Origin of the sequence: Streptomyces katrae, from assembly GCF_000966975.1 — a bacterium.
Classification (GTDB): Bacteria; Actinomycetota; Actinomycetes; order Streptomycetales; family Streptomycetaceae; genus Streptomyces; species Streptomyces katrae.
In genome coordinates this window covers 1-14,453 of record NZ_JZWV01000491.1, presented here as the reverse complement: position 1 = coordinate 14,453, position 14,453 = coordinate 1, and the positions used below count along the sequence as shown (strand labels likewise).

Annotated in this window: 12 protein-coding genes and 1 pseudogene; 9 read left to right on the top strand and 4 right to left on the bottom strand. The window is 74.7% G+C overall.

Translation table 11 applies throughout. The features are described from left to right. A pseudogene (locus VR44_RS18080) lies at positions 1-528 on the bottom strand (lytic transglycosylase domain-containing protein); the annotation flags it as partial. Positions 529-797: 269 nt separating this feature from the next. On the opposite strand from VR44_RS18080, the gene VR44_RS18075 reads away from it, so the two are divergent. From VR44_RS18075 to VR44_RS18060, 4 genes are all read left to right on the top strand, one after another. Then, a complete protein-coding gene (locus tag VR44_RS18075) occupies positions 798-1,610 on the top strand; it encodes a thioredoxin domain-containing protein (protein ID WP_045948554.1) in 813 nt (270 codons plus the stop codon). A 198-nt stretch (positions 1,611-1,808) separates the two neighbouring features. Next, a complete protein-coding gene (locus VR44_RS18070; RefSeq protein WP_052713686.1) occupies positions 1,809-2,468 on the top strand; it encodes a hypothetical protein in 660 nt (219 codons plus the stop codon). 102 nt (positions 2,469-2,570) lie between these two features. Further along, positions 2,571-3,356 carry an SDR family oxidoreductase gene (locus VR44_RS18065; RefSeq protein WP_045948553.1) on the top strand — a complete coding sequence of 262 codons (786 nt, stop codon included), beginning with the start codon at positions 2,571-2,573 and terminating at the stop codon, positions 3,354-3,356. Positions 3,357-3,396: 40 nt separating this feature from the next. Then, the gene (locus tag VR44_RS18060) at positions 3,397-5,988 is read left to right on the top strand and encodes a bifunctional FO biosynthesis protein CofGH (protein WP_045948552.1); all 2,592 of its coding nucleotides are present in this window, start codon (positions 3,397-3,399) and stop codon (positions 5,986-5,988) included. Positions 5,989-6,060: 72 nt separating this feature from the next. On the opposite strand, the gene VR44_RS18055 is transcribed toward VR44_RS18060, so the two are convergent. Beyond that, positions 6,061-7,140: a tyrosine-protein phosphatase gene (locus VR44_RS18055; protein WP_045948551.1), complete on the bottom strand. Its 1,080-nt coding sequence runs from the start codon at positions 7,138-7,140 to the stop codon at positions 6,061-6,063. Positions 7,141-8,156: 1,016 nt separating this feature from the next. Between VR44_RS18055 and VR44_RS47305 the strand changes: the two genes are divergently transcribed. The 3 genes from VR44_RS47305 (at position 8,157) to VR44_RS18040 (ending at position 11,089) form a co-directional block, all read left to right on the top strand. After that, positions 8,157-9,263 (top strand): ADP-ribosylglycohydrolase family protein, encoded by a 1,107-nt coding sequence (locus VR44_RS47305; protein ID WP_045948557.1) that lies wholly within the window; start codon positions 8,157-8,159, stop codon positions 9,261-9,263. Between the two features lie 271 nt (positions 9,264-9,534). Then, positions 9,535-10,395: a TIGR03619 family F420-dependent LLM class oxidoreductase gene (locus VR44_RS18045; RefSeq protein WP_045948550.1), complete on the top strand. Its 861-nt coding sequence runs from the start codon at positions 9,535-9,537 to the stop codon at positions 10,393-10,395. A 190-nt stretch (positions 10,396-10,585) separates the two neighbouring features. Continuing rightward, positions 10,586-11,089 (top strand): hypothetical protein, encoded by a 504-nt coding sequence (locus VR44_RS18040; RefSeq protein WP_045948549.1) that lies wholly within the window; start codon positions 10,586-10,588, stop codon positions 11,087-11,089. A 199-nt stretch (positions 11,090-11,288) separates the two neighbouring features. Here the strand turns inward: VR44_RS18040 and VR44_RS48450 are convergent, their stop codons facing one another. Continuing rightward, on the bottom strand, positions 11,289-12,995 hold the full coding sequence (locus VR44_RS48450; RefSeq protein ID WP_157880345.1) for a helix-turn-helix domain-containing protein: 1,707 nt from the start codon (positions 12,993-12,995) through the stop codon (positions 11,289-11,291). Positions 12,996-13,144: 149 nt separating this feature from the next. Here VR44_RS48450 and VR44_RS18030 point away from each other — a divergent pair, with 149 nt between their 5' ends. Both VR44_RS18030 and VR44_RS18025 read left to right on the top strand, forming a co-directional pair. Next, the gene (locus VR44_RS18030) at positions 13,145-13,411 is read left to right on the top strand and encodes a hypothetical protein (RefSeq protein WP_045948548.1); all 267 of its coding nucleotides are present in this window, start codon (positions 13,145-13,147) and stop codon (positions 13,409-13,411) included. Positions 13,412-13,455: 44 nt separating this feature from the next. Next, positions 13,456-13,932, top strand: coding sequence for a hypothetical protein (locus VR44_RS18025; RefSeq protein WP_157880344.1), 477 nt, complete (start codon positions 13,456-13,458; stop codon positions 13,930-13,932). 21 nt (positions 13,933-13,953) lie between these two features. Here VR44_RS18025 and VR44_RS18020 read toward each other — a convergent pair whose 3' ends face one another. Beyond that, the gene (locus VR44_RS18020; protein ID WP_045948546.1) at positions 13,954-14,292 is read right to left on the bottom strand and encodes a hypothetical protein; all 339 of its coding nucleotides are present in this window, start codon (positions 14,290-14,292) and stop codon (positions 13,954-13,956) included. Between the last annotated feature and the right edge of the window lie 161 nt (positions 14,293-14,453).

Genomic DNA, 14,453 nt, shown 5'->3' with positions numbered 1-14,453 from the left:
GAACTGCAGGGGGCCGAAGGCGCGGTCGTACTCGGTGTCGCCGTCGAACTCGCCCTTGTCGGTGTCGAGGACCTTCGCGAAGCCGTTGCCGTCGAGGCGCGGGCCGCGGATCGGCCGCTCGGTGGTGCCGTCGTCCTTGAGCCCGTAGCCGGAGGCGTGCACGGACTCGACGCGGCCTATGCCCGCGATGAGCTGCCAGGGCAGCTTGCACTTGGGGAGGGCGGCGGCGACGGCGACCTCGGCGCGCTTGTAGGCGTCCAGGGCGGTCGCGGGGATGCCGGCGGCGCCTTCGGCGGCCGTTCCGCCCGCGGCGGGCGGGACGACCGGGTCGGCGAGCTGGCCCGGCAGGTCGAGGCGGGCGTCGCCGCGCTCGGCGGCCTGCGGGCTGTCCGGGGTGGGTTCGGCCTCGCCCGCGCCGGCGACCGGGGTGTTGGTCACGACGGCGGCGGTGGTGAGGCTGGCCGCGAGGGCGGCTGTGCACAACACCTTGCGCGAGGTGTTGACTACGTGACGGTGAAGCGGCTTCACGGTGCGGCGATCCCCCCAAGGCGGCCGGCGAAGTCAGGTGCACGGCCGGTCGGGCCGTGATTCTTCTGTCTATCAGGTATTCGGATACGACTCGCCGTCGCCCCCGCAGATATGACACACCATTCGTCTCGGCTTCACCCCCTGGTGGCCCAGGACGTCCAGCCCGGCTCCTGCGGCCCTCCGGCCCGGCGCGAACAGGACTTCCGGCCCTGTCCGGAACGCCCCAAAGACCCATCCTGGCAGGGCTCGTGGGAATTTACCCTGTTTTCATGGCGAGTGGCGGCAGGAAGAAGGACCAGCGGCGCGGGGCCCGTGAACGGCTCCTGGCGGAACGGGAGACCCAGGAGCGTCGCCGGCGGCTGCGGGGGCGGCTGCTGGTCGGCGGGGCGCTGGCCGCCGCGCTCGTGATCGCGGCCGGGGTGGGCATCTACGCGTCGCGGTCGGCCGGTTCGGGTGCGGGGAGCGAGGCGGGCGGCAAGCCGTTCGTACGGCCGGCGCACACGGCCGGGGAGGACGGGGTGGTCGTCCCGTACGGCAGGGAGGACGCGAAGGACGTCGTGTCGGTCTGGCTGGACCCGCGCTGCCCGTTCTGCGCGGGCGTGGAGACGGGCCTCGGGCCGACGTTCAAGGAGCGGGCGGCCGCCGGGGACTACCGCGTCGAGTACCACTTCGCCACCTTCCTGGACGGGGCCCTCGGCGGCAAGGGCTCCAAGCGCGCCCTGAACGCGCTGGGCGCGGCCGTCAACGAGAGCCCGGAGAAGTTCATGGACTACCTCCAGGTGCTCTACGGGAACCACCCGGAGAAGGAGTCGGACGACACGTTCGGTTCGACGGCCACCCTGCTCGACCTGGCCGACCGGGTGCCGGGGCTGCGGAACCCCGGCTTCGACAAGGCGGTCAAGGAGCTGACGTACATGCCGTGGGTGGACCGGGTCTCGAAGGCCTTCTACGGCAGCGGCAAGAAGGGCACACCGGTGGTGGAGGTCAACGGCAAGGAGGTGGACGTGCTGACGGGCAAGGGCCTGGAGACCGTCACCCCGGAGGCCTTCGGCCGGCTGGTGGCGGCGAACCCGAAGCCGTGACCCGCCGGGAAGGCTGACCGGGAGCCGCCCCAACTCCTGATACTTTTCGGCCAGACGAGAGCACTGGTGTACGAAGCCTCCTCCTTCCGTGAAGGCATCCGGAAGCCGGGCGGGCCGTGGTCCAGGCCGTTCGCCGCCCTGCCTGACGCCCGCCGGCCGCCGCTCTCCTGCCCGCGCCGCCGATCCCGAAGGCCTGCCATGACCACCCCGCCGCACCAGCCCGCGCCGAACCCGTACGCGGGCGCGCCGGTCCCGCCGAACCCCAACCCGTACGCCGGCGCCCAGCAGCCGAACCCGTACGCCCAGCCGCCCGTGGGCCAGCAGCCCCACCCGGGCGCCGGCCACCCGGCGCAGCCCGCCCCCGGCTTCCCCGCCCAGCAGGGCGGCCCGGGCGCCGTGCCCCCGGGTGCCATGCCGCACGACCCCGCCTACGCGCCCCCGTACGGCCACGCGCCCGCGCCCGGCTGCCGCAACTGCGGGGCCCCGCAGGCCGCGCTCTTCTCGGTCCGCGCCCACGTCGGCGTGCTGGTGCTGATGCGCTTCCACACCCTGAACGGCCCGTTCTGCCGCCCGTGCGGCCGGTCGCTGGTCCGCACCATGACCACCAAGACCCTCTGCCAGGGCTGGTGGAGCCCCCTGTCCCTGGTGCTCTTCACGCCGTTCACGCTGTTCTGGAACCTGCTCGCCGCGATCAAGTTCGGCAAGCTCCCGGACCCCACGCCCGCGCCGGGCCGCCAGCCGCTGGAGGAGGGCCCGCCGGTGCACGCGCGGCCGCTCGCCTACGTGGCGATCATCCCGCTGCTCTGGTTCACCTGGGTCATCGTGAACATCTACCTGGACGCCACCGGGCGCCGCTGACCCGCACGCGCCCGCCCGGGCCCCCCGCACCCCTTCCGCCCGCGACCGCTCCCGCTTACCCTGACGCACCGTCAGAAACGGATCGTCACACGGGAGCGCGCCATGCTGCTGCGAGGGAAGACCGTCGTCGTCTCCGGTGTGGGGGCCGGGCTCGGCCACCAGGTGGCCGCCGCCGTGGTCCGCGACGGCGGGAACGCCGTCCTCGGGGCGCGCACCGCGGCCAACCTGGCCAAGACCGCCGCCGAGATCGACCCCGACGGCACGCACACCGCCCACCTCCCCACCGACATCACCGACGAGCGGCAGTGCGAGGCCCTCGCCGCGCTCGCCGCCGGACGCTTCGGCGGCATCGACGCCGTCGTGCACGTCGCCGCCTGGGACTCCTACTTCGGCGGCCTGGAGGACGCCGACTTCGGGACCTGGCAGCAGATCCTCGACGTCAACCTCCTCGGCACCCTGCGCATGACCCGCGCCTGCCTGCCCGCCCTCAAGGCGGCCGGCGGCGGCTCCGTCGTCCTCATCGGCACCCAGTCCGCCGTCGCGGCCCCCAACGAGGTCCGCCAGGCGGCGTACGCCGCGTCCAAGGGTGCGCTGACCTCCGCCATGTACTCCCTGGCCCGGGAGCTCGGCCCGCACCGGATCCGCGTCAACACCGTGCTGCCCGGCTGGATGTGGGGCCCTCCCGTCCAGGCCTTCGTCACCTTCACCGCCCACACCGAGAACGTCCCCGAGGCCGAGGTCCTCGCCCGCCTCACGGACCGGATGGCCCTGCCCGCCCTCGCCACCGACGGGGACGTGGCGGACGCCGCCGCCTTCCTCGCCTCCGACCGGGCGCGGGCGATAACCGGCCAGTCCCTGCTGGTCAACGCCGGTGAGCTGATGCGGTGACCCGCCCCGGCCCCGGATCCGCGGATCGTATGCTCGCCGTATGACCACTCCGAGTGACGCCCCGACCGACAACGCGATGCGCCGCGCGCTCCGGCGGGCCCGCGACGGTGTCGCGCTGGACGCGACCGAGGCGGCCGTGCTGCTCCAGGCCCGCGGCGAGGCCCTGGAGGACCTCGCCGCCTCCGCCGCCCGGGTCCGCGACGCGGGCCTGGCGGCCGCCGGCCGCGCGGGCGTGATCACGTACTCGAAGAGCGTGTTCATCCCGCTCACCCGGCTGTGCCGCGACAAGTGCCACTACTGCACCTTCGCCACCGTCCCCGGCAAGCTGCGCCGGGCCGGCCACGGGATGTTCATGTCCCCGGACGAGGTCCTCGACATCGCCCGCCGGGGCGCCGCCCTCGGCTGCAAGGAAGCCCTGATCACCCTCGGGGACAAGCCCGAGGACCGCTGGCCCGAGGCCCGCGAGTGGCTGGAGGCGGAGGGCTACGACGACACCATCTCCTACGTCCGCGCCATCTCCGTCCGCATCCTGGAGGAGACGGGGCTGCTGCCCCACCTCAACCCGGGCGTCATGTCCTGGGCGGACTTCCAGCGGCTGAAGCCGGTGGCCCCGTCCATGGGGATGATGCTGGAGACCACCGCCACCCGGCTGTGGTCCGAGCCCGGCGGCCCGCACCACGGCTCCCCCGACAAGGAACCGGCCGTCCGGCTGCGCGTCCTGGAGGACGCCGGCCGCTCCTCGGTGCCCTTCACCTCCGGGCTGCTGATCGGCATCGGCGAGACGTACGAGGAGCGCGCCGAGTCCCTGTTCGCGCTGCGCCGGATCTCCCGCGCCTACCACGGCATCCAGGAGCTGATCATCCAGAACTTCCGTGCCAAGCCGGACACGGCGATGCGCGGGATGCCGGACGCCGAACTGGACGACCTGGTCGCCACGATCGCCGTCGCCCGGCACATCATGGGCCCCTCCGCCTGCCTCCAGGCCCCGCCCAACCTGGTCGACGGCGAGTACGCCCGCCTGATCGGCGCCGGCATCGACGACTGGGGCGGGGTCTCCCCCCTCACCCCGGACCACGTCAACCCCGAACGCCCCTGGCCCCAGATCGACCTCCTCGCCGAGCAGTCGGCGGCGGCCGGGTTCGAGCTGCGCGAACGGCTCTGCGTGTACCCGGAGTTCGTGCGCCGCGGCGAGCCCTGGCTGGACCCCCGCCTGCTGCCGCACGTACGGGCGCTGGCCGACCCGGAGACCGGCCTCGCCCTCCCGGACGCCGTCGTGGAGGGGCACCCCTGGCAGGAGCCCGAGGAGGCCTTCACCGCCGCCGGGCGCACCGACCTGCACACCGCCATCGACACCGAGGGCCGCACCGGCGACCGCCGCGAGGACTTCGACGAGGTCTACGGCGACTGGGAGGCCCTGCGCGAGGCCGCCGCGCCCGGCATGGTCCCCGAGCGGATCGACACCGACGTACGGGCCGCGCTGGCGCGGGCCGCCGAGGATCCGGAGCGGCTCACCGACGAGCAGGCCCTGGCCCTGCTGCACGCGGACGGCCCGGCGCTGGATGCCCTGTGCCGGATCGCTGACGACCTGCGCCGGTCGGTGGTGGGCGAGGACGTCACGTACATCGTCACGCGGAACATCAACTTCACCAACGTCTGCTACACCGGCTGCCGGTTCTGCGCCTTCGCACAGCGCCGCACCGACGCCGACGCGTACACCCTCTCCCTGGAGCAGGTCGCCGACCGGGCCGCGCAGGCCTGGGAGGTGGGCGCCGTCGAGGTGTGCATGCAGGGCGGCATCCACCCGGACCTGCCGGGGACGGCGTACTTCGACATCGCGCGGGCGGTGAAGCAGCGGGTGCCGGGGATGCACGTGCACGCCTTCTCCCCGATGGAGGTCGTCAACGGGGCCACCCGCACCGGGATGTCCGTACGGGACTGGCTGACGGCCGCCAAGGAGGCCGGGCTGGACTCGATCCCGGGCACGGCGGCGGAGATCCTGGACGACGAGGTCCGCTGGGTGCTCACCAAGGGCAAGCTGCCGACGGCGGACTGGACCGAGGTCATCACCACCGCGCACGAGCTGGGCATCCGCTCCTCGTCCACGATGATGTACGGGCACGTGGACCAGCCCCGGCACTGGCTCGGCCACTTCCGCACCCTGGCCCGCATCCAGGAGACGGCGCTCGCCAACGGGGTGGAGGGGTTCACGGAGTTCGTGACGCTCCCCTTCATCCACACCAACGCCCCCGTCTACCTGGCGGGCATCGCCCGGCCCGGCCCGACGGTCCGCGACAACCGGGCGGTGACGGCGATGGCCCGGCTGCTGCTGCACCCGCACATCCCCAACATCCAGACGAGCTGGGTGAAGCTGGGCACGGAGGGCGCGGCCGAGATGCTCCGCTCCGGGGCCAACGACCTGGGCGGGACGCTGATGGAGGAGACCATCTCCCGCATGGCGGGTTCGAGTTACGGCTCGTACAAGTCCGTCCGGGACCTGGTCGCGGTCGCGGAGGCGGCGGGCCGGCCCGCGAAGCCCCGTACGACGCTGTACGGGGAGGTGCCGCAGGAGCGGCAGGACGCGGCCCGCGCCTCGGACGGGCACCTGCCGGAGCTGCTGCCGGTCCTGGACTGAGCCGCGCTTTCGCGACGGAGCCGGGACCCGCGTGCGGCACGGGCCCCGGCTCCGTCCCCTTCCGCGGCCGGTTCAGCCGACGAGGAGGTCCCGCTTCAGGTCGCGCAGCTCGCGGGCGTCCAGGCCGAGGCCGTCCTTGAGGTAGCGGTCGAAGGTGCCGTACTTGGCCTTGACCTCGTCGTAGCCCGCGTTCAGGTACTCGGGGCGGACGTCGAGCATCGGCTTGTAGACGGCGGCCTGCGGGGCCGGCAGGCGGGAGAGGATCGCCTCGTTGGCGGCCTTGCGGTAGTCGTTGCTGGCCAGGTAGTCGGCCAGCACCGTCTCCTGCGGGACGCCCAGGGCGGTCAGCAGCGTGGCGTCGGCCCAGCCGGTGCGGTCCTTGCCGGCCGTGCAGTGGAAGAGGACGGCGTGTGCGCGGTCGTCGCGGACCCCGTCGAGTACCTGCGCGTAGGCCTTCTTGCCGCCCTCGCCGCTGACCATGCTCCGCTCGGCGCCGATCATGGCCTGGACGGCCTCGTCGGGGGACTTGGGCATGGTCTGGAAGGAGCCGGAGCCGGCGAAGACGTCGGCGACGACGTAGCGGGCGCCGGCCGGGACCCGGTCGGCGTCCTTGCCGCGCTCGTCCTGGGTGCGCAGGTCGAAGACGGTCTTCACGCGCAGCCGCTGGAGCTTGGCCCGGTCGTTCGCGGTGAGCTTGTCGAGGGCGTCGGAGCGGTAGACCTCGCCCATCTTGACCCACTGGCCGGTGGTGGTGCGGTAGCCGCCGATGTCGCGGAAGTTGACCGCGCCCTCCAGCTTGACCTGGCGGTCGGCGAGGTGCAGGCCCTGGCCGTGGTCGGCCTTGAAGTCGAACCACTGGCGGTCGGCGGCGGGCAGCCCCTGGACGGTGGCCCGGCCCTGGGCACCGCCCTTGGCGACGACCTTGCCGTTCGCCTTGATCTCGACGTGCCTGGTGCCCTTGGCGTTCCACTTCAGCGCATACGAGCCGTCCGCGGCGGCGGTGACGGTGGCCTCGGTGAAGGGGATGGACGTGCGGTCGTGGTGGCGGCCGGGCCATTCCCAGCCGGAGGCGGAGGCGGCGGGGGCCACGACCAGGGAGGCGGTGAGGGCGGAGGCGACGACGGCGGTCGCGGCGAGGAGAGCCTTCTTCATGGGGTCGAGGCTCGGGGCCCCTGGCGAACCGCGTGTGAACAGGACATGGCTGGAACCGGCCCCTGTGAAGGCAAGTGGCAAAACGTGCCACCGATCATTCCGTGGACCGGGACCCCGCACATTCCGGCCGTTCTCCGGCCACTTACGGGCCGACCTGACGGACTCCTTCCGAACCCACCCGAACCTGTCCACTACAGTGCGCGCCAGACTCTGGGGGGAACGACATGGACACGACGACTTCAGTCACGGGTACGAGTACGAGCACGCCCACACCGGCCGAAACAACCGGCCCGCCGGCCGCCCCGACGGACAGCGGCGCACCCCCCGGCACGGCCACCCGGACGACGAACGGCCCGGCCTCGGCAGCACCGCACGGACAACCGGCCGGGACGGCGGCCGGACCGGCCTTCGCAAAGCCCCACGGGCAGCCGGCCGGGGCGGCGGACGCAGCGGTTTCCGCAGCGCCGCACGGGCCGACGGGGGCGGCGGCACACGGGCAGCAGGCCTGGGCGGCGGTCGCCGCGGCCGCCGGGACCGCGAATCCGGCCGCGTCCCCACCCACCACCGGGGGCCCGGTCGCCCCTGCGCCGGGCCAGGCCAGGGGCCTGGCCCCGACCCCGGCTGAAGGCTTGGCCCCGACTCCGGCGGCGGTTCTGGCCGCCGCCCCGGCGACCGGCCCGACCACCGCCCGGCCCACCGCCCCCATCCCGGGCCTGCCCGCCGGCCCGCTCCCCGACTTGGCCGCCGCCCCTCTCCCGGACCCGCCCACCGGCCCTCACCCGGACTCGTTCACCGGCCCGAACCCGGGCCTGCCCGCCGACCCGAACCCAAGCCCGTCCGCCGGCCCGAACCCGGGCCTGCCCGCCGGCCCGCACCCGGTTCCTCCCGCCACTTCGACCGTCGGCACGGCCATCGGCCAGGCCACGGGCCCGGCCATCACCACGGCCACCACCACGCCCCCCGGACCGCACCTCGCCCGCCCCGCCGCCGCGCCGGTTGGCGCGCCGGTCACCAACCTGGCCACCGCGCTGTGGGGCCGTGCCGAGCAGCAGGACTTCCGCAGCCGGGTGCGCGGCACCCTCCTCGGCTCCGCGATCGGCGACGCCCTCGGCGCCCCCGTCGCCGGCCTCTCCCTGGACGGCATCCGCGCGGCCCACGGCCCGGCCGGCCCCACCGGACCCGCCCCCGCCCACGGCCACCGCGGCACCGTCACCGCCTCCACCCAGCTCACCCTCTTCACCGTCGACGGCCTGATACGGGCCCACGTGCGCCGGGACACCGGCGGCTGGCACCCCCCGACCGACGTCCACCGCGCCTACCTCCGCTGGGCCGCCACCCAGCACGACTGGGGCCCCGACGAGCGCCGCAAGGACAACGGCTGGCTCGCCCAGGAGGAGTGGCTCTACGCCCGGCGCGGCCCCGAGCGGGCCTGCCTGACCGGCTTCGCCGACGACACCCGCGGCACCCCGGACCAGCCCAAGAACCCCACCGCCCGCGACGCCGCCGCCACCGCCCGGTCCGCCCCCTTCGGGCTCCTGGTCGGCTGGGAACCCTCCCTCGTCCTCCAGCTCGCCGTCGAGTGCGCCACCCAGAGCCACGGCCACCCCACCGCGTACCTGTCCGCCGGGGCCTTCGCCGTCCTCGTCCACGGCCTGATGCGCGGCGAGACCCTCGACGCCGTACTCCAGCGCGCCCTGGCGCTCCTCGCCGCCCGCCCCGGCCACCAGCCCGTCACCGACGCCCTGCGACGGGCCGTCGCCGCAGCCTCCGGGGGCACGGCCGAGTCCCTCTCCCCCGGCTCCCCCGGCGAGGGCGGTGACGCCGCCGACACCCTGGCCGTGGCCGTCCACTGCGCCCTCGTCGCGGAGGACGTCCCGCACGGGCTGCGGCTGGCCGTCAACCACGGCGGCGACTCCTCCGCCACCGGCGCCCTGTGCGGGGCCCTGCTGGGCGCCCTCCACGGGGAGACGGCCCTCCCGGCCGCCTGGCTGGCCGAGTTGGAGGGGCGGCCCACGATCCTGGAACTCGCGGACGACTTCGCCCTGGAGATGACCCAGGGCCCCGCCCTCCACGGCCCTGCGGCCTCCGCCCCCGGCTGGCTGACCCGCTACCCCCGCGGCTGACACCGCCGGATCACGCCGCACGGGGCTGCCCCCGTACGCCCTTCACCCGTTCTCGCCCCAATCGCCGGCGGGGCTGCGAACAGCCCCGCCCGGGGCCCCTCCCAGCGGTAGCCGGGGGAAATCGAGGCGGGGTCCGGGGGCGGAGCCAAGGGCGGGGCGGGGAGCGGCGCCGCAGGCACCGGCCCGCCGCCCCGCAGGGCCCGGCCCCCTGCCACCCGCCCCCGGAACCCCGTACCTTGGCCCTCCCGACGACACGGAGGTGCCCACCCCCATGCGGATCGCCACCACGATCTTCCTCACCGACCGCACCGTCTCCCCCACCCACCTCGCCCGCACCCTCGAAGAGCGCGGCTTCGCCGGCCTCTACCTCCCCGAGCACACCCACATCCCGGTCAGCCGCACCACCTCCGCCCCCATGGGCGGCGAACTCCCCGAGCAGTACGGCCGCACCCTCGACCCCTTCGTCGCCCTCGCCCAGGCCGCCGCCGTCACCCGCCGCCTCCACCTCGGCACCGGCATCACCCTGGTCGCCCAGCACGACCCCATCGGCCTCGCCAAGCAGGCCGCCACCCTCGACCACCTCAGCAACGGCCGCCTCACCCTCGGCATCGGCTACGGCTGGAACGTCGAGGAGGCCGCCGACCACGGCGTCGACTGGCCCACCCGGCGCGAACGCGTCCGCTCGCACATGGCCCTCATGCGCGCCCTGTGGTCCCCGAAGCCGACCGCGTACGAGAGCCCGTACGGCTCCGTCCAGGCCAGCCTCGCCTACCCCAAGCCGGCCACGCCCCCGCGCGAACTCCCCGCCGGAGAGCGGCTGCACGGCCCCCGCACCCTCATCGGCGGGGCGGCCGGCCCGAAACTGTTCGCCGCCGTCGCCGACCACGCCGACGGCTGGCTCCCCATCGGAGGCGGCGGCCTCACGGAGAACCTGCCGGTGCTGCGCCGGGTCTGGGAGGACGCCGGACGCGACCCCAAGACCCTCCAGGTGGTCCCGTACGCCGTCCAGCCCACCCCCGGCAAGCTCGCCCACTACGCCAAGCTGGGCATCGAGGAGGTCGTCCTCCAGCTGCCCTCCGCCCGGGAGGAGGAGGTCCTGCGCACCCTGGACGACTACGCCCAGTACCTCTGAGACCCCGGGCGACGGGCCCGGGCCATGGCCGCAATGGCCCTGGGACGAAACCAGGACGCCCCCGGGACACGGCGGCCGGAACCGACCCGGCCCGGCGGGGCGTGTCCTGGGGTGCCTCGGCCCGCCGGAACGGCTGGTACTTTGGCGCGTTCCGTCGATCGATCAACTCGCTTTCCTGGGGGACCTTCCCGTGCACAGCAGCCCGCACCGCACCCTGCGCACCACCGCCTTCGCCGTCGCCGGCCTGGCCGCCGCCCTGACCCTGACCGCCTGCGGCAGCGACGGCTCCTCGAAGCCGGACGCGAAGCCCAGCGCCTCCGCCCCGGCCGCCTCCACCCCGACCTCCGCGCCGACCGCCGGCGCGGGCACGGACTCGGGCGCGACGGCGGCCGCGGGCAGCCTGGACGGCGGCTGGATCTCGATGCAGAACCCGGGCAAGAGCGTGGTGCTCACGGTCAAGGGCACCAAGGCGCTCGTGGTCGAGGCCGCCAGCGGCCTGACCTGCGAGGGAACCGCCACCGGTGGCGCCTTCGACCTGAAGTGCCCTCCCGGCGCGACCCGTTCCAAGGGCAAGGTCGACTCCGTCGACGCCACCACCCTGAAGGTCACCTGGGAGGGCGCCGGCCAGGACACCTTCCAGAAGAGCGACCCGGGCAAGCTCCCGTCGCTCCCGCCCCTGCCGACGAAGAAGTAACCGGCGCGGCCCCGCCGGGGCCCACGGCCCCGGCATGACGAACCGGGCCCGGAGCGCAGCAGCGGCTCCGGGCCCGGTTCGGCGTCCACGCTCCCGCGTGATGGATCGGAACCTGACGGTTCCGATCCCCCCGTTGACGGCGCCGACCTCCGGGCGCCGCTGAAGGAGAAACTAGATCCCCGCTGGACCGCCCGCCATCTCACGGATGCACGGTCGCGGGGCACGAGGGTGTCACCGGTGCACGGTCCCCCCGCGCCGACCAGCCCGAAGTCACCCCGCAGGGGGCCTCGTACGGGTCCCCCGCCGCCGCCGTGAGCGCGAGCACCACCTCGTGGAGGCCGCTCCCGCCCGCCACCAGCTGCCGCCGCAGCAGCCCCTCCGCCCCGCGCAGGTGCTCACGCACCGTCTGCGGGTGCACGCCCCGGCGCCGGGCGGCCGGCTCCACCGCGCAGTTCTCCCCGACCCAGTCCCGCAGGGTCCGCAGCAGATCCCGCTCGTCGGTCCGGAGCGGCGCGAGCAGCCCCCGGGCCCAGACCCGGACCGGCACGGCGTCGAGCAGCCGCCACAGCCCGACGTCCGCCAGGGCACCATCCCCTCCGGTGGCCCTGCCACCGTCCCGGCCGTCTTGTCCGCCGCCGTCCCGGCCCTCGTACCGGCCCGGTCCCGGGGCCTCGTCGAGGAACCTCAGGGCGAGGTCGAGGGCCGCCCGGTCGCGCACGTCGCCCAGGTCGACACCCAGCAGCCCGGCCGCCCGGTCCATCCGCGCCCGCACGGTGTTGCGGCTGATCCCGAGCAGCCTCGCCGCGTTCACGGCGGTGAACTCCAGCCCGAGCCGGACGGTCGCCGTCAACTGCCCCCGATCCTGCGCCGGCACGGCCCCCAGCGGCCGCAGGAACCCGGCCGCCCACGCGGCCGCCGCTCCCGCGTCCACCACCTCCGCCAGCCGCACCCCGGCCCGGTGCCCGGCCACCCGCCCGGGCATCAGCCGCGCCGCGGCCAGGCTCCGGACGGCGTCATCGTAGCCCGCGGCGACACGGGAGAGGGGGTGACGGTCACTGACCCCCAGGAACACCCCGTCCCGCCCCGCAACGAACTCCCGCAGTGCGGCCTCCACACCGCCGTCGGCACCACCCTCGGCGGTGCCGGCCGTGTCGGCCGGGGTGAAAGGGGCGGGCGGGGTGGGCGCGACGATGATGACGTGCCCGTCGTCCGCCGGGCACCGTACGACCAGCGCCCGCCCGGCCAGCAGCCCCTCGCAGGCCCGCGCCACCTCCCGCCGCTCGGCCGCCGGGGACTCCAGTACGAGCACCACCGCGCGTTCCGCGTCCAGCAGCCCTGGCCGCAGCCCGGCCATCGTCCGCTGGGCGAGCGCCACTTCCCCGCCCATGAGCAGCTGCAGCACCGACAGCCGCACCCCCGACCCCGCCTCGGCCAGCCGCCGCCGCTGCGCCTCGGCATCACCGGCCCCCAGGAGCAGCTCCAGGACGGTGGCGGCGTGGGCGACGAGGGAGGCGGCCGTCTCGTCGTAGGGAGAGGGCCGGGTGACGACAAGCACCGGATGCGGCCGCTCCCCGCCCAGCGCCAGCACCCGCAGATACCGCCCGGGCTCCGCGACGACGGCGGCCCGGGGGGAACCGGCGGCGACGGCACGGAGCAGGGCGGTGTCGGGGGTACCGGGGGCGGGGGCGGAGGCGGGGGGTTTGGGGTGGCCGTTGGGGTGGCCGCCGTCGTCCGCGATCCGGGCCGAGCCCCCGACGGCCCGGCCCAGCCAGACCAGCACCCTGCGCACGGCCGCCGGGTGCCCGTCGGGGCCGACCCGGGCGGCCTTGAGCAGCCCGCCGAGCGGCTCGGGCCGCTGCCGTGCCTCCGCCGCCTCACCAACTCCCCGCCCGGCCAAGCCCGTCACCGACACCCCCGCCTTCCCTTCCGCCGCCCTGCCCTGTCCGGACCTGTTCTGTCCCGCTTCGGCGCGCATGCTAATCCCCGGTCCTGGGGCGGCTGTGGAGGGGCTGCGGGCGGTGATACTTACGGTGCCGGACAGGGGGGTGCCGCCGCATGCCGGGACAACGCAAACGGAAGGCGCAGAAGCGCCGCGAAGCCGACGCCTTGAGCGCCCGGGTGGCCGCAGGGCACTGGGAGCGCCGCTTCGAGACGCAGGACCACGACGAACTGCGGGCGTACGTGGCGGAGCTGGCCCGGTCCGGGGTGCGCCCCGACGACACCCGGATCGACATGCTGTGCGGGCGCCTGGTGCAGCCGACGTGGTACGTCGTCAGCGTCCTGGTGCCGGGGCCTCGGCCGGGGCCGGGGCCGGACTGCTGAGGGTGGGGGGGTTCTGGTGTCGGTTCGTGAGCGGAGGATGCAGGGTGGGCAGTCAGATACCGGCAGACGGCAGGGACATCGAGGACACTTGGCGGAAGCCGTGGTGGATCGCTGTCGGTGCGGTCGTCATGTTCGGCATGGCCTGGGCCGTGGTGGATTTCTGGATCGACCCCTTCACCGTGGGGTTCCCGAAGGACTGCGTGCGGGGACCGCGCGGCGGCTGCCTGACGAACACGTTCACCTTCCGTTGGGCCTCGGGCGTCACCCTCTTCCTCCTGGTGGTGCCGACCCTGGTGGTGGCGATCATGGGCCTGGTCACCGACCGCTGGCCGCCGGCGGTGGGCCTGGCCCTGGGCTCCGTGGGCGGGGGGATCCTGGTCCTCTCCCACGGAGGGACGACGGCGCACGTGAGCTGCGCGGTCCTGCTGTTCGCCCTGGCGGCCACGGCCCTCGCCCTGGTCGGCGGCCGCAAGCTCGGGTCGGCGTACCGCAGGTCGCGGGAGGACTGGCTCCGCCAGTGACTCCGAACAACCAGACAGAACCTACGGCGGCGGAATCGGCCCCGGCGCCGCCACGCCAGGGGCCGGACGCCAGAAGCGCCCGTCAGGCAGGGCCTGACGGGCGCCGAGGAAGTAGTCGGCATCGCGCTCGAACCGGACACCCGGCACGGCGCGGCGGACGTGCGCCCAGATGCTCGGCGCCACGCGGTACTCGCCCGCCACCATCCAGGGATCGTCACCCAGCACGAAGAGGTGCCTGATCCTCAGGTACTGGTCGCGGGACAGCGAAACGGACTCGACTATCTCCTCGTCCGCGTCACCGAAGCCGGTCAGATCCCAGAGGAGGTTGTAGCCGTCGGCGAATGGATAGTCGCTGCTCACCGCTTCACGCTAGGCCGCGGCCTCCCGCACCCGCACCTTCTTTTACGCCGGGACAGGGGCTTCGGATTTGGCGGTGCACCCTTCACCAGGGTCGGGGGAGTGTCGGGGGCTTCCCGCCAGTCCACTGTCCTTCCGTGCCGGTCCGGCCTGTCAAGGGCGCT

Bases quoted from the DNA above. Each gene is read 5' to 3' on its own strand.
- VR44_RS18075 (WP_045948554.1), top strand. From the start codon at position 798: ATGGCGAGTGGCGGCAGGAAGAAGGACCAGCGGCGCGGGGCCCGTGAA.
- VR44_RS18070 (WP_052713686.1), top strand. From the start codon at position 1,809: ATGACCACCCCGCCGCACCAGCCCGCGCCGAACCCGTACGCGGGCGCG.
- VR44_RS18065 (WP_045948553.1), top strand. From the start codon at position 2,571: ATGCTGCTGCGAGGGAAGACCGTCGTCGTCTCCGGTGTGGGGGCCGGG.
- VR44_RS18060 (WP_045948552.1), top strand. From the start codon at position 3,397: ATGACCACTCCGAGTGACGCCCCGACCGACAACGCGATGCGCCGCGCG.
- VR44_RS18055 (WP_045948551.1), bottom strand. From the start codon at position 7,140: ATGAAGAAGGCTCTCCTCGCCGCGACCGCCGTCGTCGCCTCCGCCCTC.
- VR44_RS18045 (WP_045948550.1), top strand. From the start codon at position 9,535: ATGCGGATCGCCACCACGATCTTCCTCACCGACCGCACCGTCTCCCCC.
- VR44_RS18030 (WP_045948548.1), top strand. From the start codon at position 13,145: ATGCCGGGACAACGCAAACGGAAGGCGCAGAAGCGCCGCGAAGCCGAC.